The organism is Microbacterium sp. LKL04, assembly GCF_900102005.1.
Classification (GTDB): domain Bacteria; phylum Actinomycetota; class Actinomycetes; order Actinomycetales; family Microbacteriaceae; genus Microbacterium.
In genome coordinates this window covers 142,259-163,618 of the sequence record NZ_LT627736.1, presented here as the reverse complement: position 1 = coordinate 163,618, position 21,360 = coordinate 142,259, and the positions used below count along the sequence as shown (strand labels likewise).

25 protein-coding genes are annotated in these 21,360 nt (G+C 69.9%); 10 read left to right on the top strand and 15 right to left on the bottom strand.

What is annotated here, in order from left to right; translation table 11 throughout:
* Positions 1–136: 136 nt before the first annotated feature.
* From BLP38_RS00825 to BLP38_RS00795, 7 genes are read right to left on the bottom strand one after another with little or no spacing between them, the layout of a single operon-like run.
* Entirely contained in the window at positions 137–1,006 is an 870-nt protein-coding gene (locus BLP38_RS00825; protein ID WP_091351770.1) for a metal-dependent hydrolase, read from the bottom strand.
* Between the two features lie 5 nt (positions 1,007–1,011).
* Positions 1,012–2,034, bottom strand: a complete 1,023-nt coding sequence (ccsB, locus tag BLP38_RS00820) for a c-type cytochrome biogenesis protein CcsB (RefSeq protein ID WP_091351769.1) — start codon at positions 2,032–2,034, stop codon at positions 1,012–1,014.
* 29 nt (positions 2,035–2,063) lie between these two features.
* Positions 2,064–3,782 carry a cytochrome c biogenesis protein ResB gene (resB, locus tag BLP38_RS00815; RefSeq protein WP_091351768.1) on the bottom strand — a complete coding sequence of 573 codons (1,719 nt, stop codon included), beginning with the start codon at positions 3,780–3,782 and terminating at the stop codon, positions 2,064–2,066.
* Positions 3,763–4,557, bottom strand: coding sequence for a cytochrome c biogenesis CcdA family protein (locus BLP38_RS00810; protein ID WP_091351767.1), 795 nt, complete (start codon positions 4,555–4,557; stop codon positions 3,763–3,765). The genes resB and BLP38_RS00810 overlap by 20 nt, the downstream gene beginning before the upstream one ends.
* The gene (locus tag BLP38_RS00805) at positions 4,554–5,153 is read right to left on the bottom strand and encodes a TlpA family protein disulfide reductase (protein ID WP_091351766.1); all 600 of its coding nucleotides are present in this window, start codon (positions 5,151–5,153) and stop codon (positions 4,554–4,556) included. Before BLP38_RS00805 ends, BLP38_RS00810 begins: the two co-directional genes overlap by 4 nt.
* Positions 5,150–5,779: a histidine phosphatase family protein gene (locus BLP38_RS00800; RefSeq protein ID WP_091351765.1), complete on the bottom strand. Its 630-nt coding sequence runs from the start codon at positions 5,777–5,779 to the stop codon at positions 5,150–5,152. The genes BLP38_RS00805 and BLP38_RS00800 overlap by 4 nt, the downstream gene beginning before the upstream one ends.
* Before the next feature lie 59 nt (positions 5,780–5,838).
* The gene (locus tag BLP38_RS00795; RefSeq protein ID WP_091351764.1) at positions 5,839–6,525 is read right to left on the bottom strand and encodes a DedA family protein; all 687 of its coding nucleotides are present in this window, start codon (positions 6,523–6,525) and stop codon (positions 5,839–5,841) included.
* 108 nt (positions 6,526–6,633) lie between these two features.
* On the opposite strand from BLP38_RS00795, the gene aspS reads away from it, so the two are divergent.
* From aspS to BLP38_RS00765, 6 genes are all read left to right on the top strand, one after another.
* Positions 6,634–7,974, top strand: coding sequence for an aspartate--tRNA(Asn) ligase (aspS, locus tag BLP38_RS00790; protein WP_091351763.1), 1,341 nt, complete (start codon positions 6,634–6,636; stop codon positions 7,972–7,974).
* An 88-nt stretch (positions 7,975–8,062) separates the two neighbouring features.
* Positions 8,063–9,250 carry a mechanosensitive ion channel family protein gene (locus BLP38_RS00785; RefSeq protein WP_091351762.1) on the top strand — a complete coding sequence of 396 codons (1,188 nt, stop codon included), beginning with the start codon at positions 8,063–8,065 and terminating at the stop codon, positions 9,248–9,250.
* Positions 9,251–9,363: 113 nt separating this feature from the next.
* Positions 9,364–10,497 carry an ABC transporter substrate-binding protein gene (locus tag BLP38_RS00780; RefSeq protein ID WP_091351761.1) on the top strand — a complete coding sequence of 378 codons (1,134 nt, stop codon included), beginning with the start codon at positions 9,364–9,366 and terminating at the stop codon, positions 10,495–10,497.
* Entirely contained in the window at positions 10,476–11,399 is a 924-nt protein-coding gene (locus BLP38_RS00775; RefSeq protein ID WP_091351760.1) for an ABC transporter permease subunit, read from the top strand. Before BLP38_RS00780 ends, BLP38_RS00775 begins: the two co-directional genes overlap by 22 nt.
* Positions 11,396–12,199: an ABC transporter permease gene (locus BLP38_RS00770; RefSeq protein ID WP_091351759.1), complete on the top strand. Its 804-nt coding sequence runs from the start codon at positions 11,396–11,398 to the stop codon at positions 12,197–12,199. Before BLP38_RS00775 ends, BLP38_RS00770 begins: the two co-directional genes overlap by 4 nt.
* A complete protein-coding gene (locus BLP38_RS00765; RefSeq protein ID WP_091351758.1) occupies positions 12,196–13,311 on the top strand; it encodes an ABC transporter ATP-binding protein in 1,116 nt (371 codons plus the stop codon). Before BLP38_RS00770 ends, BLP38_RS00765 begins: the two co-directional genes overlap by 4 nt.
* A gap of 4 nt (positions 13,312–13,315) precedes the next feature.
* Here BLP38_RS00765 and BLP38_RS00760 read toward each other — a convergent pair whose 3' ends face one another.
* The 5 genes from BLP38_RS00760 to BLP38_RS00740 form a co-directional block, all read right to left on the bottom strand.
* Positions 13,316–13,615, bottom strand: a complete 300-nt coding sequence (locus tag BLP38_RS00760) for a Dabb family protein (protein ID WP_091351757.1) — start codon at positions 13,613–13,615, stop codon at positions 13,316–13,318.
* Positions 13,612–13,869 carry a glutaredoxin family protein gene (locus BLP38_RS00755; protein WP_091359380.1) on the bottom strand — a complete coding sequence of 86 codons (258 nt, stop codon included), beginning with the start codon at positions 13,867–13,869 and terminating at the stop codon, positions 13,612–13,614. Before BLP38_RS00755 ends, BLP38_RS00760 begins: the two co-directional genes overlap by 4 nt.
* A 97-nt stretch (positions 13,870–13,966) precedes the next feature.
* On the bottom strand, positions 13,967–14,065 hold the full coding sequence (locus BLP38_RS00750; RefSeq protein WP_003792170.1) for a 30S ribosomal protein bS22: 99 nt from the start codon (positions 14,063–14,065) through the stop codon (positions 13,967–13,969).
* An 81-nt stretch (positions 14,066–14,146) separates the two neighbouring features.
* Positions 14,147–14,338: a helix-turn-helix domain-containing protein gene (locus tag BLP38_RS00745; RefSeq protein WP_018186843.1), complete on the bottom strand. Its 192-nt coding sequence runs from the start codon at positions 14,336–14,338 to the stop codon at positions 14,147–14,149.
* Between the two features lie 100 nt (positions 14,339–14,438).
* Positions 14,439–14,843, bottom strand: coding sequence for an ArsR/SmtB family transcription factor (locus BLP38_RS00740; RefSeq protein ID WP_091351756.1), 405 nt, complete (start codon positions 14,841–14,843; stop codon positions 14,439–14,441).
* A 67-nt stretch (positions 14,844–14,910) separates the two neighbouring features.
* Between BLP38_RS00740 and BLP38_RS00735 the strand changes: the two genes are divergently transcribed.
* Together BLP38_RS00735 and BLP38_RS00730 are read left to right on the top strand one after the other, a co-directional pair.
* Complete coding sequence (locus BLP38_RS00735) at positions 14,911–16,353, top strand: TrkH family potassium uptake protein (RefSeq protein WP_091351755.1); 1,443 nt, start codon at positions 14,911–14,913, stop codon at positions 16,351–16,353.
* On the top strand, positions 16,346–17,017 hold the full coding sequence (locus BLP38_RS00730) for a potassium channel family protein (protein ID WP_036310225.1): 672 nt from the start codon (positions 16,346–16,348) through the stop codon (positions 17,015–17,017). Before BLP38_RS00735 ends, BLP38_RS00730 begins: the two co-directional genes overlap by 8 nt.
* Positions 17,018–17,038: 21 nt before the next feature.
* On the opposite strand, the gene BLP38_RS00725 is transcribed toward BLP38_RS00730, so the two are convergent.
* Positions 17,039–17,536 carry a MarR family winged helix-turn-helix transcriptional regulator gene (locus BLP38_RS00725; protein ID WP_091351754.1) on the bottom strand — a complete coding sequence of 166 codons (498 nt, stop codon included), beginning with the start codon at positions 17,534–17,536 and terminating at the stop codon, positions 17,039–17,041.
* A gap of 65 nt (positions 17,537–17,601) precedes the next feature.
* Between BLP38_RS00725 and BLP38_RS00720 the strand changes: the two genes are divergently transcribed.
* Positions 17,602–18,864, top strand: coding sequence for an MFS transporter (locus tag BLP38_RS00720; RefSeq protein WP_091351753.1), 1,263 nt, complete (start codon positions 17,602–17,604; stop codon positions 18,862–18,864).
* A gap of 9 nt (positions 18,865–18,873) precedes the next feature.
* Here the strand turns inward: BLP38_RS00720 and proC are convergent, their stop codons facing one another.
* Positions 18,874–19,707 (bottom strand): pyrroline-5-carboxylate reductase, encoded by an 834-nt coding sequence (proC, locus tag BLP38_RS00715; protein WP_091351752.1) that lies wholly within the window; start codon positions 19,705–19,707, stop codon positions 18,874–18,876.
* A gap of 84 nt (positions 19,708–19,791) precedes the next feature.
* Here proC and BLP38_RS00710 point away from each other — a divergent pair, with 84 nt between their 5' ends.
* Entirely contained in the window at positions 19,792–20,904 is a 1,113-nt protein-coding gene (locus tag BLP38_RS00710) for an alpha/beta fold hydrolase (protein ID WP_091351751.1), read from the top strand.
* A 9-nt stretch (positions 20,905–20,913) separates the two neighbouring features.
* Here BLP38_RS00710 and BLP38_RS00705 read toward each other — a convergent pair whose 3' ends face one another.
* Positions 20,914–21,342 carry a nucleoside deaminase gene (locus tag BLP38_RS00705; protein WP_091359379.1) on the bottom strand — a complete coding sequence of 143 codons (429 nt, stop codon included), beginning with the start codon at positions 21,340–21,342 and terminating at the stop codon, positions 20,914–20,916.
* Between the last annotated feature and the right edge of the window lie 18 nt (positions 21,343–21,360).

The following is a 21,360-nucleotide window of genomic DNA, read 5'->3' as shown; positions in this document are numbered from 1 at the left end:
AATCACCACCCGAATGCACGCCACAGGGTGGTGATTCGGCACGTGGATGGTGATTCGGCGACGTAGCTGGACGTGGGGCGCGGGGCGCGGCCCGGGGCGCGGGGCGCGGCCCGGGGAGCGGCGCGCGGCCGCGGGCTCAGCCGGCGAGTGTGATCGACGTCGTCATGGTGAGCTGGATGCCGCCGGGCACCTCGTTCGCGTCGAGCGCGACCGTCAGCGCGCCGATCTGTGCGAGGGACGTCAGATGCGTCCCGCCGCACGGGATCTCGACGAGACCGTCGGGCAGGTCGCAGCGCCACGAGCGGCGCCCGGCGAGCGTGTGGTCGTCGCGATGGATGGAGATGGCCCCCGCCGAGTTGGCCCAGCCCGCCAGCGTCGCCTCGATTCGCGCCTCGAGCTCCGGGAGGTCGCCGAGCGCGCTCGTGTCGAAGCCCTTCTTCCGCAGAGACTTGCCGATGCGGTAGACGTCGACCGAGCCGTACGGCGCGATGCGGGAGGTCTGGATCGCGAGCATGTCGAACGCGGGGTGACCGGCGGCATCCGTCGGAACCTCCTTCGTCCACGCATCCGCGAGGGCGGCGTCGAGGGCGAGGGATGCCAGGTGGCAGGCGGTGTGCCCGGCGGACAGCGCAGCGCGCAGCTCGGGATCGACGTACGCCTCGACGCTCTCGCCGACGGCGGGGGCAGGCCCGTCGACGACGTGCACGACGACGAACGTCCACCCCTCGGTGCCGATGCGCACCGGGAGGTCCGGCCCGATGACGAGGTCGCCCTCGTGGACTCCCCCGGTCACGGTGGTGACGACGGGGAACTCGCCGGCTGACGTTCGCAGCACGCCGACGTCGGCGGGCTGGTCGGGCCAGGCGGTGTCGACGGGGTGGAACGGGGTGCGATCGAAGACGATGCCCGTCCGCCCGTCGGCGAGTGGCACGGCATGCACGACGGTGGCCGTTCCGGTGACCTCCCCGTCGGGGTAGGTCACGACGGTGGCGGGGATCTGCGTCACGAGGCTCAGCTGGATAGGCCGCTGTAGGAATGCAGGCCCTGGAAGAACTGATTCACGATCGTGAAGTTGAAGAGCACCGCGGTGAAGCCGACGATCGACAGCCAGGCCGAGCGCGTGCCGCGCCAGCCGCGCGTCGCACGCGCGTGGATGTAGCCGGCGTAGACCACCCAGATCACGAAGGTCCACACTTCCTTCGTGTCGAAGCCCCAGTAGCGACCCCACGCGTCGTTGGCCCAGATCGCGCCGGCGATGAGGGTGAAGGTCCACAGGACGAAGCCGATGATCGCGAAGCGGTAGGCCAGGGACTCGAGCACCTCGGCGCTGGGCAGCGTGCGCAGGAACGGCAGCCGCGTGCGGGGGGCGGCATCCGTCCCCACCGCGGCCAGCGCGACGCGCTCCCGTCGGGACTGCAGCAGCTGCACGACCGACAGCGCGAACGCGAGCGCGTAGAACGCCGAGGCGAGCGAGGCGACGAACACGTGGATGACGAGCCAGACGCTCTTCAGCGGGTCGGACAGCGGCACGACCTCGACGTAGTACGCCAGCGCGGCGCCACCGAGCAGGACCACGATGAGACCGTTGATGAACGCGCCGAGGAAGCGCAGGTCGTACTTGACCAGCACGGTCAGGAACACCATCACGACGAGCATCGTGCCGGTGAGGGCGAACTCGTAGTTGTTCGACCACGGCACGCGACCGGCCGCGATACCGCGGGTGACGTCCGCTCCGACGTGGAAGAGGAACGCGATCGTCGTCAGGACGACGCCGAGCCGTGCGAAGAGGTACCGACCGCGCTGGGACGGCGCCGCCTCGAGGGCGACCTTCGCGGCAGCTTCTTCGGCGCGGATGTCCTCGATGGTCTGCCCCCCGCCGGCGGCGACAAGGGTGCGCGCCTGCGTCCGCGCGTCCTGGGCCTTGATCGCGAGCTCGGAGCGCCGAGCGAGGTCGACCGTGAAGGCGAGGAAGCCGAGCGTGTAGATCGCGATGGCGGTCCACAGCAGAAGCACGGAGATGTCATCGAACGACATTGGGGGTCCTCCGGAGGGAATGGGTGAGTTCAGTTTACGTTCGCGGCGGGCGCGGGGGCGGATGCCGGTTCGTCGCCCAGCGCGCTCTCGTGCCGCTTCGCGAGGTCGGCGACGGCGACCCCGATGGCGGGATCCTCGCCGCGTGCGAGACCCGCGTACTCGATGTGCACCTGATCGCCGGCCGGTGTCGCCTTCACCCACATGCGTCGCCGCGGGACGAACAGCGCGGTGAAGAGGCCGATCATCGCGAGGACCGCGAACACGAGCACCCACGTGGCACTCGAGTCGTTGTGGATCGACAGTGAGACGTAACGCTTCACCGACTCCGGCGCGCCCGTGCGCGTCTCGTCCTCGAACGTCACGGTGCCGCGCCCGCCCGGCAGGTCGACGGTCTGCCCCGGCGAGAGTTCCAGCGACGGCGAGTCCGCATTCCGACCGGCGATCTCGGTCATCCCGTCGGTATCGAGCGCGTAGACCGACCGCGGCGTGCCGTCGTCGATCCCGAGATCGCCCTCGTAGACGAAGAATGTCAAGCGAGGATCGAGCAGGTCGCCGTAGCGCGAGGTGAGCGCGCCGCTCGAGAGCTGCGCGACCGTGGGGTAGAAGAACCCGACGAGTCCGAGCTGCTCGCCACCGGTGTCGGGGATCTTCACGACGCCCTGCGAGGTCATCGTCGCGCTCTGCGGCAGGAAGGGAACCGACTCGCTGAAGACGACGTCGCCCTCGCCGTTTCGGACCGTGATGGTCGGTGCGTAGCCGTTGCCCATGAGGTACACGCGGTCGCCCGCCATCGTGATCGGGTGGTTCACCTCGATCACCTGGTCCTCGGCCTCCTGACCGGGGAACCGGGTGGTGACGTGGGCTTCGAAGCCGCCCGCCTGCCCCGACGGCGGCGCATAGGTCACATCGAAACGGTCGAGGGTGATGGAGTACGGCGTGAGCGCCTCGGTGTCGACGAAGCGACCCGGGTTGAAGGACGTGTATCCGAGCCCGAGCGAGTTCACGAAGCCATCGCCCTCGGTGATGACGGTCTGGCCCGTGTACGTGAAGCCGCCCCCGATGCCGACCGAGATGAGCACGCCGACGAGCGCGCCGTGGAAGAGCAGGTTGCCCGTCTCGCGCAGGTAGCCGCGCTCGGCGGACACCGAGGCCACGCCGTTCCGGTCGTACCGCTCGACGCGGTAGCGGGCGGAGCGCAGCTGCGCCTCGGCGAGATCGACGACGTGGGCTGCGTGACCCGCGGCATCCTCTCCGTCGGGGACCGCGACGGTCCGCTCCGCGTGATCGGACAGCCGCGACAGCCGTGCCGGGGTCCTCGGCGGACGCGCCCGGAGCGCCTTCCAGTGGTGCTTCGTCCGCGGCAGGACGCAGCCGATCAGCGAGATGAACAGCAGGATGTAGATCGCCGAGAACCACACCGACGTGTAGACGTCGAAGAGCTGGAACGCGTCGAAGGTCGGGTACAGATCGGGGTTCGTGGCCCGCCACTGCGTGACGCCGTTGGGGTCGGCGCTGCGCTGCGGCACGAGCGAACCGGGGATCGCCGCGATCGCGAGAAGCAGGAGCAGCACGAGGGCCGTCCGCATGCTCGTGAGCTGACGCCATCCCCAGCGGAGCCACCCGACGACGCCCAGCGCGGGCTGGCCGCCCGAGAAGGTGGGCTCGTCGTCACCGGTCTTGTCGAGGTGGTCGCTCGGCCGAAGCGGTCCGTCGACCGTCTCAGAGCCGTCAGAGGAACGTCGGGACACCGGCAACCACCCCCTGGAACGCGGACATGAGAGACGTCCAGACACCGGTGACCATCAGCACGCCGAGCGCGATCAGAAGAGCACCGCCGATGATGTTGACGACGCGGATGTGGCGGCGGACGAACGCCACCGAGCGGGTCGCCCAGCCTGCGCCGAGGGCGAGGAGGACGAACGGGATGCCGAGGCCCAGCGAGTACGCCGCGGCGAGGGCGCCCGCCCGCGCGGGGTCGGCCTGGCTGTACGCCATGCTCATGATCGCGGCGAGGGTCGGACCGATGCAGGGCGCCCAGCCGACGCCCATCGCGATGCCGAGAAGCGGAGCCCCGACGAGGCCGAGGTTCTGCTTCAGCTGCGGCCGGTAGATCTTCTGCGCGAACCCGAAGACGCCGATGAACACCAGGCCGAGCGCGACGACCACGGCGCCGAGGACGCGGGTGATGAGGTCCTGGTACTCGATGAAGACGCGACCGAGGGTCCCGGCGAAGATCCCGAACATGATGAACACGACGCTGAAGCCGGCGATGAACAGCGCGACGCCGAGCAGCAGGCGCCCGCGGGGCGGAGCCTCGGTGCGTGTGAGCGTGGTCGTGCCGGTGGCCCCGGCATCCTTCGACCTCTTCGGCTCACGCGGCGCGACGGCCCCGCCGAGGAAGCCGAGGTACCCGGGGACCAGCGGCAGGACGCAGGGCGAGAGGAACGAGGCGAGACCCGCGAGCGCCGCGATCGGGATCGCGATCCAGAGCGACTCGCCCATCACGATCGACCCGGGGTTCATCCCTTCTCCGCGAGAGTGTCGTCGACGAGGTCGCGGAGGGTCGTGGCATCCGGCAGCTGGCCGAACAGGCGTGCGGCGACGCGGCCCTCGCGATCGACGACGAGCGTCGTCGGGGCGGCCTGGAGCGAGGTCCAGTCGGCGAACGCGAGCTTCAGATCGACGTCGCCGCGGGCGAGGATCGACGGGTAGGTGATCTTGTACGTCTCGTCGAACGAGGTCGCCTGCTCGGGACCGTCGTAGATGTTGACGCCGAGGAAGTGCGCACCCTCCGCCTTCGTGTCCTGGTACGTCTGCTCGAGGACGGGAGCCTCGGCCCGGCACGGACCGCACGCGGCGTACCAGAAGTTGAGGACCAGCACGTCGCCGGTGAAGTCGGTGCTCGACACCGTCTTGCCGTCGACATCGGTACCCGTGAACGAGAGGGCCTCGCCGCGCTGCGCGGCGGGGATCGTCTCGACCCGACCGTCGCTGGAGATGAAGCCCTGCGTGTTTCCTTCGCGGTACAGGTTCGACAGGTTGTCGTTCTCACTCGAGCACGCGGCGAGCCCCGCGACGAGGGTCACGGCCGCGAGGGCGGCCAGGATGCGGCGTCTCATACGGCTCCCACGTCGACGGCGCCGGCTGTCGCGGCCGGCTCGGCGTACTCGACCTCGCGCCAGACATCGCCGTCGAGCTCGAAGCTGGTGATGCTCGACAGGTCGCAGCGGCGCCGCCGCGGGTCGTGGCGGAGCGGGAGACCCGCGACCGACAGGTGCGTGATCCAGATGGGGAGCTGGTGCGAGACGATGACCGCGTCACCCGACGGCGTGCGGTTCCAGGCGTCGAGCATCGCGGCCTCCATGCGCTCGACGACCTCGAGGTAGGCCTCACCCCAGCTCGGCAGAGCGGGCGTGCGCAGGTGCCACCAGTTGAGCGGGTTGCGCAGGGCACTCCGCATCCGCTTGCCCTCGAAGACGTTGGTCGGCTCGAGGACGCGGGCGTCGATGACGGGCGTCAGTCCGAACAGCTCCGCGATGGGGGCGGCGGACTCCCGCGCACGCTCCAAAGGCGACGACACCAGCGAGCGGACCGGACGCCCCTGCGCCTTCAGGTGCTCGGCGGCCGCACGGGCCATGCCGTGACCGTCGTCGCTCAGGTGGAAGCCCGGGAGTCGCCCGTAGAGCACGCGTCCGGGGTTGTGGACCTCCCCATGGCGCACGAGATGGAGACGGGCGGCAGGCACCCCTTCAGTCTACGTGAGGGGGTCCTATGCAGGGCCTGAGCGCAGCCTGCGAGCGGGCCTCAGCCCGCGGCATCCCCCGGCGATTCCCGACGGCTGCGGACGGCGGCGCGCACGCGGACGACGACGAACCACACCACCAGGGCCACGACCACCACGATCACGATGTTCTGGAACACGCCGGCGTACTCCTCGACGATGTGCCAGTTCTCGCCGAGGAAGAACCCCGCGAGCACGAAGATCGAGTTCCAGATGAGACTGCCCGCCGTCGTGAGCAGGCCGAACTTCCACCAGTGCATCTTCGAGACCCCCGCCGGGATCGAGATGAGGCTCCGGAACAGCGGCACCATCCGACCGAAGAAGACCGCGGCGCCCCCGTGACGCTCGAACCAGTGCACGGTCTTGGTGACGTCCTCGCCTTTCATGAGCGGCAGCTTGTCGGCAATGCGCGTCAGTCGGTCTGCTCCGAGGACCCGGCCGAGCACGTAGAGGATGTAGGCGCCGAAGACCGACCCGAAGGTGGTCCAGCCGATCGCCTCCGCGAGGGTGAACGACCCGCGCGATGCCGCGAGACCGGCCAGCGGCAGGACGACCTCGCTCGGGATCGGCGGGAACAGGTTGTCGAGGCCGACGGCGACGGCCGCTCCCGCCGGGCCGATGGTGTCCATCAGCGAGACGACCCAGTCGGCCAGCGCCGAGAGCCAGGACCCGTCTCCGGAGGAGGTGGCGGCAGTGTTCATGACGGTCATCGGGTGCTCTCTCGCGCTCGGTGATCGGATGCCCGGCCGGGCCCCCCGTCCGGCCAGCCTACGGGGCGGCAATCCGCGCAACCTGGGTGCCGCGTAGACTCTCCCCTCGTGAGTGAACGCACCCTCGTCCAGCAGCTGCAGTCCCGTGAAGACGGACCCGTCTCGGTCTCCGGATGGGTCGAGACCGTCCGCGACCAGAAGAAGGTGCAGTTCGTCATCCTGCGCGATGAGACGGGCGCTGTGCAGCTCGTCAATCCCGCGACGCGCCCCGCCGAGGACGGCAGTGAGCAGGATGCCGCGGCCCTGGCGCTCACGGACCTCATCTCGAACCTGTCGACGGGCACCTTCCTGACTGCGACCGGCGAGCTCAAGCACGACGAGCGCGTCAAGCTCGGCGGTGTCGAGATCAAGATCAGCGGCCTCGAGATCGCGGCCGCCGCCCTGCCCGAGACGCCGATCGCGGCGGACTCCGGTCTCGACAAGCGCATGGACTGGCGTTTCATCGACCTGCGCCAGCGTCGCAACAACCTGGTGTTCCGCATCCAGACGACGCTCGAGCACGCCATGCGCACCTACTGGGTCGAGCGCGACTACATCGAGGTCCACTCCCCCAAGCTCATGGCCTCCCCGTCGGAGTCCAACGCCGAGCTGTTCGAGGTCCCCTACTTCGAGGACAAGACGGCCTACCTGGCGCAGAGCCCGCAGTTCTTCAAGCAGATGGCCCAGGTCGCCGGCTTCGGCAAGATCTTCGAGATCGCCCCCGCCTTCCGCGCCGACCCGTCGTTCACCTCGCGCCACGCCACCGAATTCACCTCGATCGACGCCGAGATCAGCTGGATCGACTCGCACGAGGACGTCGCGCGCATGCAGGAGGAGCTCCTCCAGACCGCGATCCGCGCCGTCGCCGACAAGCACGGCGACGAGATCAAGGCCCTCTTCGACATCGACGTGGTCGTCCCCGAGCTCCCGTTCCCGCGCATCCCGCTCGCCGAGGCACGCGAGATCGTCGCGGCCCGCGGCTACGAGATCCCCCGCACCGACGGCGACCTCGACCCCGAGGGCGAGCGCCAGATCGCGGCGCACGTGCAGGAGACCTACGGCCATCAGTTCGTGTTCATCACCGACTACCACCCCGAGATCCGCGCGTTCTACCACATGCGCGACGAGGAGACCGGACTGACAAAGTCGTACGACCTGCTCTTCAACGGTGTCGAGATCACGACGGGCGCTCAGCGCGAGCACCGCGTCGACGTCCTCATCGAGCAGGCGAAGGAGAAGGGCCTCGACCCCGAGCACCTCGACTTCTACCTCGACTTCTTCCGCTTCGGTGCCCCGCCGCACGGCGGCTTCGGCATGGGCCTCGCCCGCGTGCTGATGCTGCTGCTCGGTCAGGACTCGATCCGCGAGGTCACCTACCTCTTCCGCGGACCGACGCGCCTGGCCCCGTAACACGGGACCCCGCCCTCTCGACAACCGCTCGGCTCCGGCCGGGCGGTTGTCGTATGGTGGCTGATTCCCCGACGGAAGGAACAGCTGCATGTGGGATGGATGGGTCGACTTCGGCATCGCCGCAGTGATCGGGATCGGCGTCGCGATCCTCATCGCCGTCGTCGCGATGATCGCCCTGGCGGTCATCGCGCGCCGACGCCGATGGGCGGGGGTGCTCAGCCGCCAATCCCGCGCGCCGTTCCGGATGCTGCTGCTCGTGGTCGCGCTCTGGGTCGCCGTCCGGGTGGCATTCCCCGATGACACGTGGCGCGGCATCCTCGGCCAGATCCTGACCATCCTCATCATCGCGGCGAGCGCGTGGCTCCTCGCCTCGCTCGTCGTCGTCGCGACCGACGTGGCCCTCGGGCGCTACCGGATCGACGTTCCCGACAACCGGGTGGCCCGCCGCATCCGGACCCAGACGCTGGTCGTGAGGCGCCTCGCGATCGCGATCATCGTCATCATCGGGATCGGAGCCGTCCTCCTGACGTTCGACTCCGTGCGGGCCATCGGTGCGAGCGTGCTCGCCTCGGCGGGCATCGCGTCGATCGTCGCGGGCCTGGCCGCGCAGTCGGTGCTCGCCAACGTGTTCGCGGGCCTCCAGATCGTCTTCAGCGACGCCCTGCGCGTCGATGACGTCGTGGTGGCCGACGGCGAATGGGGGCGGGTGGGAGAGATCACCCTGAGCTACGTCGTGCTCGACCTCTGGGACGACCGCCGCCTCGTCCTGCCGTGCACGTACTTCACGACGACGCCGTTCGAGAACTGGACCCGCAAAGGGTCGGAGCTGCTCGGTGCCGTCGAGATGGACCTCGACTGGAACGTGTCGCCCGTCCTCATGCGCTCGCACCTGCAGCGCGTGCTCGAGCGGACCGACCTGTGGGACGGCCGCACGGCGGTCCTGCAGGTCACGGATGCGGTCGCCGGCTACGTCCGCGTCCGCATCCTCGTCACCGCGAAGGACGCGCCGACCCTGTTCGACCTCCGCTGCCTCGTCCGCGAGGCCATGGTGACCTGGGTGCAGGAGTCGATGCCGCAGGCCGTGCCGGTCCAGCGCGTCTTGATGACGGATGCCGCGACCCCCGCCACGCGCAGTCCCGCCGACGCGGCGATTGCAGATCCCACCCCGACGGGCGACGGCCTCTTCACGGGCAGCGCCGATGCCGAGCGTCGCGCCAGCACCTTCACGAACGCGATCCCGATCCTCCGGGAGGACGATCCGCAGCCGTCGTCGTAGCGTCACCGTCCGTTCAGATCGCAGGGGCCCCTGGGTCACCGAGCGGACGTAGCGTCCCCTCGTCCCCCCGGCGTCGCGAGCCCGCGCACGCCGGAACACCCGAGAGGAACCGCATGTTTCGTCCGTCCCGGCGGCGCGCCGCCGCACTGGCTGTCGCCACGATCGCCGCTCTGTCCCTCGCCGGCTGCGCCGGCGCGACCGATGCCCAGAACGCCTCCGGCGAGGGGCCCGCTGCCGCCACCGCGAAGAGCGTGAGCGACCTCGGCGGGTTCGCGAAGTTGGAGGAGGCCGCCAAGGCCGAAGGCGCCCTCAACGTCATCGCCCTGCCGCGCGATTGGGCCAACTACGGCGAGATCATCGACCTGTTCGCGAAGCGCTACCCCGAGATCGCCATCAACGAGCAGTCGCCGGACTTCTCGAGCGCCGAGGAGATCACCGCGGCCAAGACGAACGAGGGCCTCGACACCGCCCCCGACGTGTTCGACCTCGGTCTGACGGTCGCGCTCCAGAACACCGACCGGTTCGCGCCCTACAAGGTGCAGACCTGGGACGACATCCCCGCAGAGCTCAAGGAACCGTCGGGCCTGTTCGTGGGCGACTACGGCGGGTACATGTCGGTCGGCTACGACTCGGCGAAATTCTCCGCCCCGACGCAGCTCAGCGATCTGCTCGACGGGTCCTACCGCGGGTCGGTCGCGATCAACGGCGACCCCACGCAGGCGGGCGCCGCTTTCGCGGCCGTCGGTCTCGCGACGGTGCAGTCGGGCGGGACCCTCGACGACTTCCAGCCGGGCATCGACTTCTTCTCGAAGCTCGACAAGGCGGGCAACATGCTGAAGCTCGACGTCACGAGCGCGACGGTCGCCAGCGGAGAGACGCCGGTCGTCTTCGACTGGGACTACCTGAACGCGGCGCACACCGCTGACGTCCCTACGTGGAAGACCGTCGTCTTCGATGGCGTCGGCTACGCGGGCTACTACAACCAGGCCGTGAACGCCGATGCTCCGCACCCGGCCGCCGCACGCCTGTGGCAGGAGTTCCTCTGCAGCGACGAGGTCCAGAACCTGTGGCTGAAGGGGGGCGCCCGCCCCGTCCGCATGGAGGCCATGACGAAGGCCGGCACGATCGACGCCGCGCTCGCGGCGAAGCTCCCGAAGGCCCCCGCCGACACCGTCGTCCCCACCGAGGACCAGTCGACGACGGCCGGCACGCTGCTCGGCAAGGAATGGGCGGCCGCGGTCCAGTGACCGCGCTCGCCCCGGCGGGGAGCCCGGTCACGGGCTCCCCGCTCCCCCGCTCCCGCCACATCGGGTGGGCGTGGCTCGGCCTCGTGCCGTTCCTTGCCTACCTCGCGCTGTTCCTCCTGCTACCGACGATCCTCGCGGTCGTCACCGGCTTCCAGGACGACCGCGGCGCTTTCACGTGGGACAACGTGACGGCGCTCGTCGATCCGGTGATCACCGCGACGTTCTGGAACTCGACCTGGGTCTCCCTGCTCACCGCGGTCATCGGCGCCGTCATCGGCGCCCTCGTCTGCTTCGCGATGCTGGGGCTACCCGAGACGGGCGCCGTGCGCGCGTCGGTGGATGCCGCATCCGGCGTCCTCGCGCAGTTCGGCGGCGTCATGCTCGCCTTCGTCATGGTCGCGACCCTCGGCACCCAGGGCGTCGTCACGCGGTTCCTCGCGGAGGCGTTCGGCATCGACATCTTCGCTCAGGGTGCGTGGATCTACTCGCTGCCCGGACTCATCCCCGCCTACATCGTCTTCCAGGTGCCGCTCATGGTCATCACCTTCATGCCGGCCCTCGGCGCCCTCCGCCCGCAGTGGGCCGAGGCGCACCTGACCCTGGGCGGCACGCGAGCCGGATTCTGGCTCCACGTGGGGCTGCCGGTCCTCGCGCCGTCCTTCCTCGCGAGCTTCCTCCTGCTGTTCACGAACGCGTTCTCGTCGTACGCGACGGCGGCGGCACTCGCCAGCCAGGGGTCGTCCATCGTCCCGCTGCAGATCCGCACGGCGCTCACGAGCGAGACCGTGCTCGGGCGCGAGAACCTCGCGGGCTCGCTCGCGCTCGGGATGATCGTCGTCGTCGCGGCGGCCATGGTCGTCTACAACCTCGTGCAGCGGCGGGCGTCGAGGTGGCACGCATGAGCCGCTCCCCGCTCGCCCCCTCCCGCACGTCGCGGTGGGCCATCGGCATCCTCGTCGGCCTGGTGTTCACCGTCCCATTCGCCGCGACCCTGCTGTTCACCCTGACCGCCGCGGACGGAAGCCTCACCCTCGACCGCTGGGCGGCGCTGTTCGATCCCGCGCGCGCGGCGGCCTACCGCCCGGTCTGGGCGGGCCTGATCAACTCCCTGATCCTCGCGGTCGTGACCGTCGCGATCGTCCTCGTCGTGCTCGCCCCGACGATGGTCCTGGTCGCGCTGCGCTACCCGCGGCTGCGACGAGTGTTCGAGTTCTTCGCGCTCCTGCCGATCACGATCCCGGCGATCGTGCTGGTCGTCGGCCTCGCCCCGATCTACCTGACGATCGGCCGGTCGCTCGGCACGGGGGCGTGGACCCTCGCCTTCGCGTACGGGGTGGTCGTCCTGCCCTTCGCCTACCGCTCCATCCAGGCATCCATCGACGCCGTCGACCTGCAGACGCTCACCGAGGCGGCCCGCACACTCGGCGCCGGGTGGCCGACGGTGCTGCTGCGCGTCATCGCGCCGAACCTGCGACAGGGGCTGCTCGCGGCATCCCTCATCACCGTGGCCGTCGTCCTCGGGGAGTTCACGATCGCGTCGCTCCTGAACCGTCAGGTGCTGCAGACGGGACTCGTCCTCATCAACAAGCAGGATGCCTGGGCCTCGGCGATCTTCACGTTGCTCGCCCTCGCCTTCGCGTTCGCGCTCCTGCTCATCATCGGCCGCGCGGGACGCGTCGGCGCCGGAAGGAAGACCCCATGACCATCGACGCCACCGCTGCCGCACGGGCGCTCCCGCGGACCGCGGACAACCACCTGCTGGCCGCCGCCGGCGACGGCACCCGCGTGGAGCTCCGCGGCATCGTGAAGGACTTCGGTGCGACGCGGGTGCTCCACGGGGTCGACCTCGACATCGCCCCGGGAGAGTTCGTGTCGCTGCTGGGTCCGTCCGGATGCGGCAAGACGACGGCGCTCCGAGTGATCTCGGGCCTCGAGGACGCAACGGCCGGCGTCGTGGCGTTCGGCGGCACGGATGTCTCGCGCACGCCCACGAACAAGCGCGACATCGGCATGGTGTTCCAGGCGTACTCGCTCTTCCCGCACCTGCGCGTCGTCGACAACGTCGCGTTCGGACTCCGCCGCCGCAAGGTGGATGCCCGGACCTCGCGTCGTAGGGCCGGCGAAGCCCTCGAGCTCGTCGGTCTGGACCACCTCGCTGACCGCTACCCGCACCAGCTCTCCGGGGGTCAGCAGCAGCGGGTCGCGTTGGCCCGTGCGCTCGTGACCGAGCCCCGGGTCCTGCTCCTGGACGAGCCGCTGTCGGCCCTCGACGCCAAGGTCCGCGTGCAACTGCGCGACGAGATCCGCCGCATCCAGCTGCGCCTGGGGACGACCACCGTCTTCGTCACCCACGACCAGGAGGAGGCCCTCGCGGTCTCGGACCGGATCGCGGTGATGGATGCCGGTCGCATCGAGCAGATCGGCTCGCCCGAGGAGCTCTACCGCCGTCCCGCAACACCCCGCGTCGCCGCGTTCATCGGGCTGTCGAGCTCCGTGCCGGGGGTCGCCCGCGGCGGCACCGTCACGCTCTGGGGCACCGAGGTCCCGGCGCAGTCCGCGGTTGAGGACGGCGACGTCGACGTGCTTCTGCGCCCCGAGCACGTGCTCCTGGTGGGTGCGGGGTCCGGGGTCGGTGCAGTCGTCGAAGAGAGCACGTTCCTCGGCAGCTTCCGCCGCTCCCTCGTGCGCACCGATGACGGAACCCTGGTGCGCCTGCAGCATGCCGCCGAGGACCGTCTCGAGTTCGGGGAGCGGGTCCACATCGCCGTCGCGCCCGTGCCCGTCGTCACGACGGAGCGCGCAAGGCCGCGGTGAGGCCTCAGACCTCGACGTCGACGGCCATCCGGCCGCCGGTCACGCTGCGGATGTACCCAGCGACCTCCTGGTGCGCGGGGTGCGCCTGGTAGGCGTCGAGGGCATCGAGGTCGTCGAGGTCGATCACGAGAGCGACGTCGGCATTGCTCTCGGGCACGGCGACGTTGACGCCCACGCTGAGGGAGCGGATGACGGGCACGACGCCGACCAGCCCCTCGAGCAGACGCGCGACCTCGGCTGCGTGCGCAGCGCGCGTCTCGGCGTCGTCGGCGGCCATCTTCCACATCACGATGTGGCGGATCATGCTCGGGCGCTCTCGGTCAGGGCCGTGCGCAGGCGGTCGGCCGACACGCGCCAGTGCGCGTGCAGGTCCCCGTCGATCAAGACGACGGGGATCTTCTCCCACCACATCGCGTAGAGCTCCGCGTCGTCGGCGATCGACAGCTCCTCGACGTCGACCTGACCCTCGGGGAGGTCCGCGACGACGGTGTCGACGATCTCGCGGGCGACATCGCAGAGGTGGCAGTCGGGTTTGGAGATGAGGGTGAGTGCGGTCACGGCATCCATTCTCACCCGGGAATGGATGCCGCGGACGCAACACGAAGCGCCCCGACGACCGGCGAACCGGTCGGGGGCGCTTGGTGTGCGATGCCGCTTACTTCTTGTTGCGGCGCTGGTGGCGAGTCTTGCGAAGCAGCTTGCGGTGCTTCTTCTTCGCCATGCGCTTGCGGCGCTTCTTGATGACTGAACCCACGGTAAACCTCACTAAGTCGGGGTCTGGACGCGCGGTGTGGGCGTCCGGGAACGGCAAGACGGAAAAATGCCTCGGACCAGTCTAGCCGACGTCAGCGATAGGACGTTGCAACGCTGCTGTGACGGCGGTTTCGGGAACGCGGTAGCTGCGACCGAAGCGGACGGCGGGAAGCTCGCCGGAGTGCACCAGGCGATAGACGGTCATCTTCGACACGCGCATGAGGTCAGCGACCTCAGCGACAGTGAGAAAGCGCACATCCGAGATGTCCGACATGTCCGTCCCCTTATGAATATGCGATCCCCCGCAGATTCCTCCACATTAGGGGTTCAGCGGGACGCGTGTAAACCTGTGTGACTCGTGGGGCGGGCGAGGCTCAGCGACCGGGGAGCTTGTTGAAGACGCTCGTCACCGCGTGCTTCGCCGACGCGGCTGCTCGACCCACAACCTCGGCGGCATGAGCGGCGCTCTCGGTGAGGGCGTGCGGCGTCGCCGCATCCTCGTCGTCGACGGCGAAGAACGGGAACAGCCAGTCGTCGACGGCGTCGAGGGGCGCCGGAGACAGGCTGTAGTACCGGTGCTGCCCGTCCTCGCGGACGGAGACGAGGGATGCCTCCCGCAGCACCTTGAGGTGCTTGGAGACCGTCGGCTGGCTCACGCCGAGCGCCGACACGATCTGGGAGACGCTCGTCCCCTTCTCCCCCGACGCCCCGCGTTCGCGGAGGAGCTGGAGGATGTCCCGACGGGTCCCGTCGGCGATCACGTCGAAGATGTCCGCCATGGCATTAGGTTAGCCCGCCCGCGCGCGGGAGTACCATGACAACGATCCGAACGAGGAAGGGGCGCTGATGACGGGCCTGGCCGTCGACGAGCGCGCCCCCCGGCGCGGACCGGCGTGGCACCGCCGCGCATTCTCCGCGATGCGCGACCTCGCCACGGCGTCGCCGTCCCGCTTCGCCGTCCTCATCTTCTCGGCGCTCATCCTGCTGTTCACGGCGATCTTCTCCTTGCCCGTGATGGCGTCGGACGGGCAGGTCACCCCGCTCCCCGACGCGCTGTTCACCGCGGTGTCGACGATCTGCGTCACGGGACTCGCGACGGTCGACATGGCGACTCACTGGTCTCCGCTCGGCCACGTCGTGGTCTTCATCGGCGTCAACGTGGGCGCCCTCGGCGTGCTCACCCTCGCCTCGATCCTCGGCCTCGTCATCTCGAAGCGATTGGGCCTGCGAGCCAAGCTCCTCGCCGCCGGCGACAGCAACCCGATGCGCGCCCACGGCGGCCCGGTCAACGAGGGCCAAGCCGTCCGGCTGGGCGAGGTCGGCCAGCTGCTGGCGACCGTCGCCCTGTCGACGCTCGTGATCGAGGCCGCCCTCGCGGTCCTCCTCTACCCGATGCTGCTCGCCAGCGGGGTCGACGCACTGACCGCCCTGTGGGAGGCCCCGTACTACGCCGCGATGGCGTTCACGAACACGGGGTTCTCACCGAACGCCGAGGGGCTCGCACCCTTCGCCCAGAACTACCTCCTGCTGAGCGTCCTGATGGTGGGCGTCTTCCTCGGCTCGATCGGGTTCCCCGTCATCTACGCCCTGTGGAAGCACCACTGGCACGTGCGCAAGTGGTCGATCCACGTGAAGCTCACGCTCATCACGACCGTCGTCCTGTTCATCGCGGGAGCGATCGCCTTCGTCATCCTCGAGTACGGGAACCCGAAGACCTTCGGCACGATGGATGCCTGGGACACCACCTTCCAGGCTCTGTTCCTCTCCGCGATGACCCGCTCGGGCGGATTCTCGATCATCGACATCGGAGAGCTGCACGAGTCGTCGATCGTCGTCGGATCCATGCTCATGTTCGTCGGCGGCGGCTCCGCCTCGACCGCCGGCGGCATCAAGGTCACGACGCTCGCGGTCCTCGCCCTCGCGGTGTGGTCCGAGGCGAAGGGACGTCCGAGCGTCTCGGCGTTCGGCCGCCGCATCCCGAGCGACGTCCAGCGCGTCGCGCTGTCCGTCGTCGCGTGGGGCGCGACGATCGTCGCCCTGTCGACCATCACCATCGCCCACCTGACCAAAGCACCCCTCGACGAGGTGCTCTTCGACGTCGTGTCGGGCTTCGCGACGGTCGGCCTGTCGACGGGGCTGACGCAGGAGCTGCCCGACCCCGCCGTCTTCGTCATGGCGCTGACGATGTTCATGGGACGCGTTGGTACAGTCACACTCGCGGCCGCCGTGGCCGCGACCAGCCGAACGCAGCACTACGCGCTGCCCGTGGAAAGGCCCATCGTTGGTTGAGCAGTTGCGCAGCGATTCGCCCGTCCTCGTCATCGGACTCGGTCGCTTCGGCGCCGCGTGCGCGGGCGAGCTCGACCGGCTCGACCGAGATGTCCTCGCGATCGACGACAGCCTCGACCTCGTGCAGAAGTGGTCGGAGCGCGTCACGCACGCCGTCCAGGCCGACGCGCGCAACATCGAGGCGCTGAAGCAGATCGGCGCGCAGGACTTCCAGGTCGCCGTCGTCGCCGTCGGCTCCTCGATCGAGGCATCCGTCCTCATCACCGCCAACCTCGTCGACCTCAAGGTCCCGCAGATCTGGGCCAAGGCGGTCTCGCAATCGCACGGCAAGATCCTCGCCCGCGTCGGAGCGAACCACGTCATCTACCCCGAGCGCGAGGCCGGCGAGCGCGTCGCGCACCTCGTGAGCGGCCGGATGCTCGACTTCATCCGGTTCGACGACGACTTCGTGCTGGCCAAGATGTACCCTCCGCGCTTCATCCGCGGCGTCGGCCTGAACGAATCCGGAGTCCGCTCGAAGTACAACGTCACCGTGGTCGGGGTGAAGAGCCCCGGCAAGCCGTTCCGGTACGCAGAAGCGACGACCGTCGTCACCAATCACGACCTCATCATCGTGTCCGGGACGAACTCCGACATCGAGCGGTTTGCCTCGCTCGACCGCTGAGCCCCGCGCCGGGGTTCGTCGTCAGATCTCCCGCTGCGCGTTCGCGAGAAGGCGCGCGAGGAGGTCGGCGAGCTCGGCCCGCTCACTCTCGCTGAACCCGCCCAGCAGCCGCTCGTCGTGGGCGAGCGCGCGGGGCATCTCCCGCTCGACGACGGCGCGCCCGGCATCCGTCAACGACAGCTGCACCGCCCGACCGTCGCGGTCGGAACGCTCGCGACGCAGGAGGCCGACCGACTCGAGCCGCGTCGTGAGCTTCGTCGTCGCCGCCCCGCTGAGCATCGTCTCGGCGGTCACCTCGCTCGCGCGGAGCGGGCGATCCATTCGGGCGAGGACGCAGAGGACGTCGAACTCGGACCGCGAGACACCGCTGTCGGCGAGCAGACGTTCGATCTGGGCCGTGGCGAGTGCGCTCGTCCGGTTGAGTCTGCCCCAGACATCGATGGGCGCGGTGTCCATCGCGGGCATCGACGCCGCCCAGGCAGCACGGATGCGGTCGATCAGGTCGGCGCGCTCGGTCACGAATCCACTGTAGCCGCGCTCGCCTAAATAGTTCACTAGTAAATCATCGGTGTACAATCGGAGGAATGACCGCCCTCGACACCGGAACCACCTCGACCACCCCCGCTCCCGAGACCACCGCTCCGCGCCTGCTCTCGCAGCCGCCCGCCGTCTGGGCCATCGCCTTCGCCGCGATGATCGCGTTCATGGGGATCGGGCTCGTCGGCCCCATCCTCCCCACGGTCGCCGCCACGCTGCACGCCGCCCCGGTCGAGACGTCGTTCCTGTTCACGAGCTACCTCGCGGTGACCGCGTCGGCGATGTTCTTCACCAGTTGGCTGTCGACCCGCATCGGGACGCGCGCGGTGATGATCCTGGGACTCTCCGTCATCGCCCTCGCCGCCGTCGGGTGCGCTCTGTCGCCGACGATCGGCGCCCTGATCGCGTGCCGCGCCGTGTGGGGACTCGGCAATGCGCTGTTCCTCTCGACCGCGCTCGCATCGATCGTCTCGGCATCCGGTGGGCGCAGCGAGCACGCCGTCATCTTCTACGAGGCGGCGCTCGGCATCGGACTGGCCGTCGGGCCGCTCGTGGGCGGCCTGCTCGGCGAGATCGGCTGGTTCGCGGCGTTCTGGGGAACGGCATCCCTCCTCGCCGTCGGCGTCGTCGCCCTGCTCACCCTCGTCCGCGATCCGGGGCATGCCGCGCAGCGCAGCTCGGTCGGTGCGCCCTTCCGCGCCTTCGCCGACAAGGGACTGCTCGCGATCAGCGTCGTCGCCTTCCTCTACAACGCCGGCTTCTTCGTCACCCTGTCGTATACGCCATACGCCCTCGAGCTGCCGGCGGTCGGCATCGGCCTGGTCATGATGGGCTTCGGCATCGGCCTCGCGATCGCCGGCGTGCTCATCGCTCCGCGCCTCACGAAGCGGTACTCGGTCGTCCAGGTGCTGTTCTGGTTCCTCGTCGCGTTCGCCGCGACTCACGTTGCCGCCTCGCTCAGCGCGGGCTCGCGCCCCCTGCTCGTCCTCTGCGTCGTGCTCCTGGGCGTCGAGATCGGCGCCGTCAACACGATCCTCACCGAAGCGGCGATGGAGGCGACGACCCTGCCGCGCGCCGTCGCGAGCTCGGCCTACTCCGGGTTCCGCTTCTTCGGCGGCGCCATCGGCGCACCCGTCGGCACCGCCCTCGCGGTGTACGGCGTCGGTGCCCCCTATGCGGCCGCTGCGGTGTCTGCCGCGGTCGGCGCGGCGATCCTCTTCGCCGTGCGCCGCGTCGTGGGCCGAGCCGACCACACGGCGGTGCTCACCGAGCGCACGACGGCCGAGGATCTCACGCTCGGCGACGCCTGAGCGCCGGCGTCAGACGCCGGTCGCGAGCTCCCGCGCGCGGGCCAGCGCGGCATCCGTCGCCTGCGAGAAGAGACCGTCGAGGTTCCCCGTCTGCAGGACGCCGATAGCCCGCTCGGTCGTACCCTTCGGGCTCGTGACCCGGCGGCGGAGCTCGGCGGGATCCTCACCGGATGCCGCGAGCAGCGCGGTCGCGCCGATGAAGGTCTGCTCCGCCATGAGGCGCGCATCGGCCTCGTCGAAGCCCTTGCCCCGTGCGGCCTCGGTGAGGGCCTCGACCAGCAGGAAGACATATGCAGGGCCTGACCCCGAGATGGTCGAGAGCGCATCGATCTGCGTCTCGGGCACCTCGATGACCACACCGCACGTCTCGAACAGCCGTCGCACGAGTGCGACGTGCTCCGGCGTCGCGGTCGATCCGGCAGCGAGGCCGGTGACCGCCTTGCCGACGACCGCCGGCGTGTTCGGCATCGAGCGGATGACGGGGATCCCGGGACCGACGATGGCTTCGAAGGTCTCGATCGTGACACCCGCGGCCAGGCTGACCACGATCGTCCCCGGCCGCAGCGCTCCCGCGATCTCGCGCAGCACGTCGGGGACCAGGGCGGGCTTCACGCCGATCAGGAGGATGTCGGCGGATGCCGCGGCATCCGTGTTCGCGCTCGGTTCGTCCGCCAGCGCGATGCTCGTCACCGCGTCGAGACCGTCGAGCTCGCGAGCCTTGGCGGCGGTGCGGTTGGTCACGACGACCGACGTCGCCTCTCCGGAGCGCGCGATGCCCTGGGCGATCGCACCTCCCATGGAACCTGCTCCGAGAATGGCGACGGGAGGAAGGTGGTGCGTCATGCCCCCATCCTGTCACCGACCTCACTGCACGCGCCGGACGCAAGAGGCTGGGACCCTCGGAGGGGCCCGGCCTATCATCGGGTCATGACCCTCCTCGACGGAATCTCGTCCCGCATCATCGACACGGACCGCCTGGGCGTCAACATTCTCGAGCGCGCCGGCGACGACCCCGCGACCAGCCCCGACCGGACCGTCGTCCTCCTCCACGGTGGGCTCTCGTCGGCTCTCGTGTGGCAGGAGCTCATGCAGGACCTGCCTGCGGAGTTCCGCATCGTCGCGATCGATCTTCGCGGGTTCGGCGGAACGGAGCACATGCCCGTCGACGCGAGCCGCGGCATCCGCGACCTCAGCGACGATGTCGCCGCCGTGCTGTCGCAGCTCGACATCGACACCCCGCACCTCGTCGGCTGGGACCTCGGCGGAGCGGTCGCGCTGCAGTACGCGCTCGACCACCCGGTGAGGACGATCCTGCTCGAATCGCCCGTCTCTCCCTACGGGCTCGGCGGCACGCGCCTGGACGGCACGCGGCTGACGGACGACGATGCCGGATGCGGCGCGGGCATGGCGAACGCGGAGTTCGTCCGCCGCCTCACCGCGCGGGAGTCCGGCGACGAGGCTCCCACCTCCCCCCGCAGCATCTTCCGCGCGTCGTTCGTGGCGGAGGATTTCACCACCGAGCACGAGGACCTCTGGATCGAGGCGATGCTGTCGACCTCGACCGCGACCGGCAACTACCCGGGCGAGGCTGTCCCCAGTCCGCACTGGCCGGGCTACGCGCCGGGCCGGTTCGGCGTGCTGAACGCCCTCGCACCGTCGCACTTCGACGTGTCCGCCATCGTCGATCTGCCGGTCAAACCCACCATCCTGTGGGTGCGCGGCGTCCTCGATCCGATCATCTCGGACACGTCCTTCTCCGACCCGAACCACCTCGGCGCGCTCGGGATCCTGCCGGACTGGCCGGGCGCCGACGTCGCTCCCGCCCAGCCGATGGTGTCGCAGACCCGCGAGGTCCTGCGCCGCTACACGGATGCCGGGGGCACCGCGACCGAGCTCGCGCTCCCCGGCGTCGGCCACACACCCCACCTGGAACGTCCTGCCGTCTTCCGTCGCGCGCTGCTGGAGCTGACGGGGTACATCGGGTCTCCGGCATCCCCCGCCCCGCCGACCGAGGCGATCATCCTCAGCTCGTCCGACTGACCGGGGCGCTCAGCGCTTCGCGTCGAAGAAGGCGCGCAGCAGGTCGGCCGACTCCCCCGCGCGCACCCCGCCGAGGACTTCGGCGCGGTGTGGCATCCGCCTGTCGCGCAGCAGGTCGTGGACCGACCCGGCCGCACCCGCCTTCTCATCCCACGCGCCGAAGACGACCCGACCGACGCGCGTCTGCAGGATCGCCCCCGCGCACATGACGCACGGCTCGAGGGTGACGACGAGGGTGCACTCCTCGAGGTTCCACGACCCGAGAGCGGATGCCGCCGCCCGCAGCGCGACGATCTCGGCGTGCGCGAGCGGATCCCCGTCGCGCTCGCGCAGATTCCGGCCTTCGCCGATGATGCGGCCCGCGCGCATGACGGCGGCGCCGACGGGCACATCGCCGTGCGCGGGGGCGGATGCCGCCAGTTCCAGCGCCCGGACCATCGCCGCATCGTCGGCGGC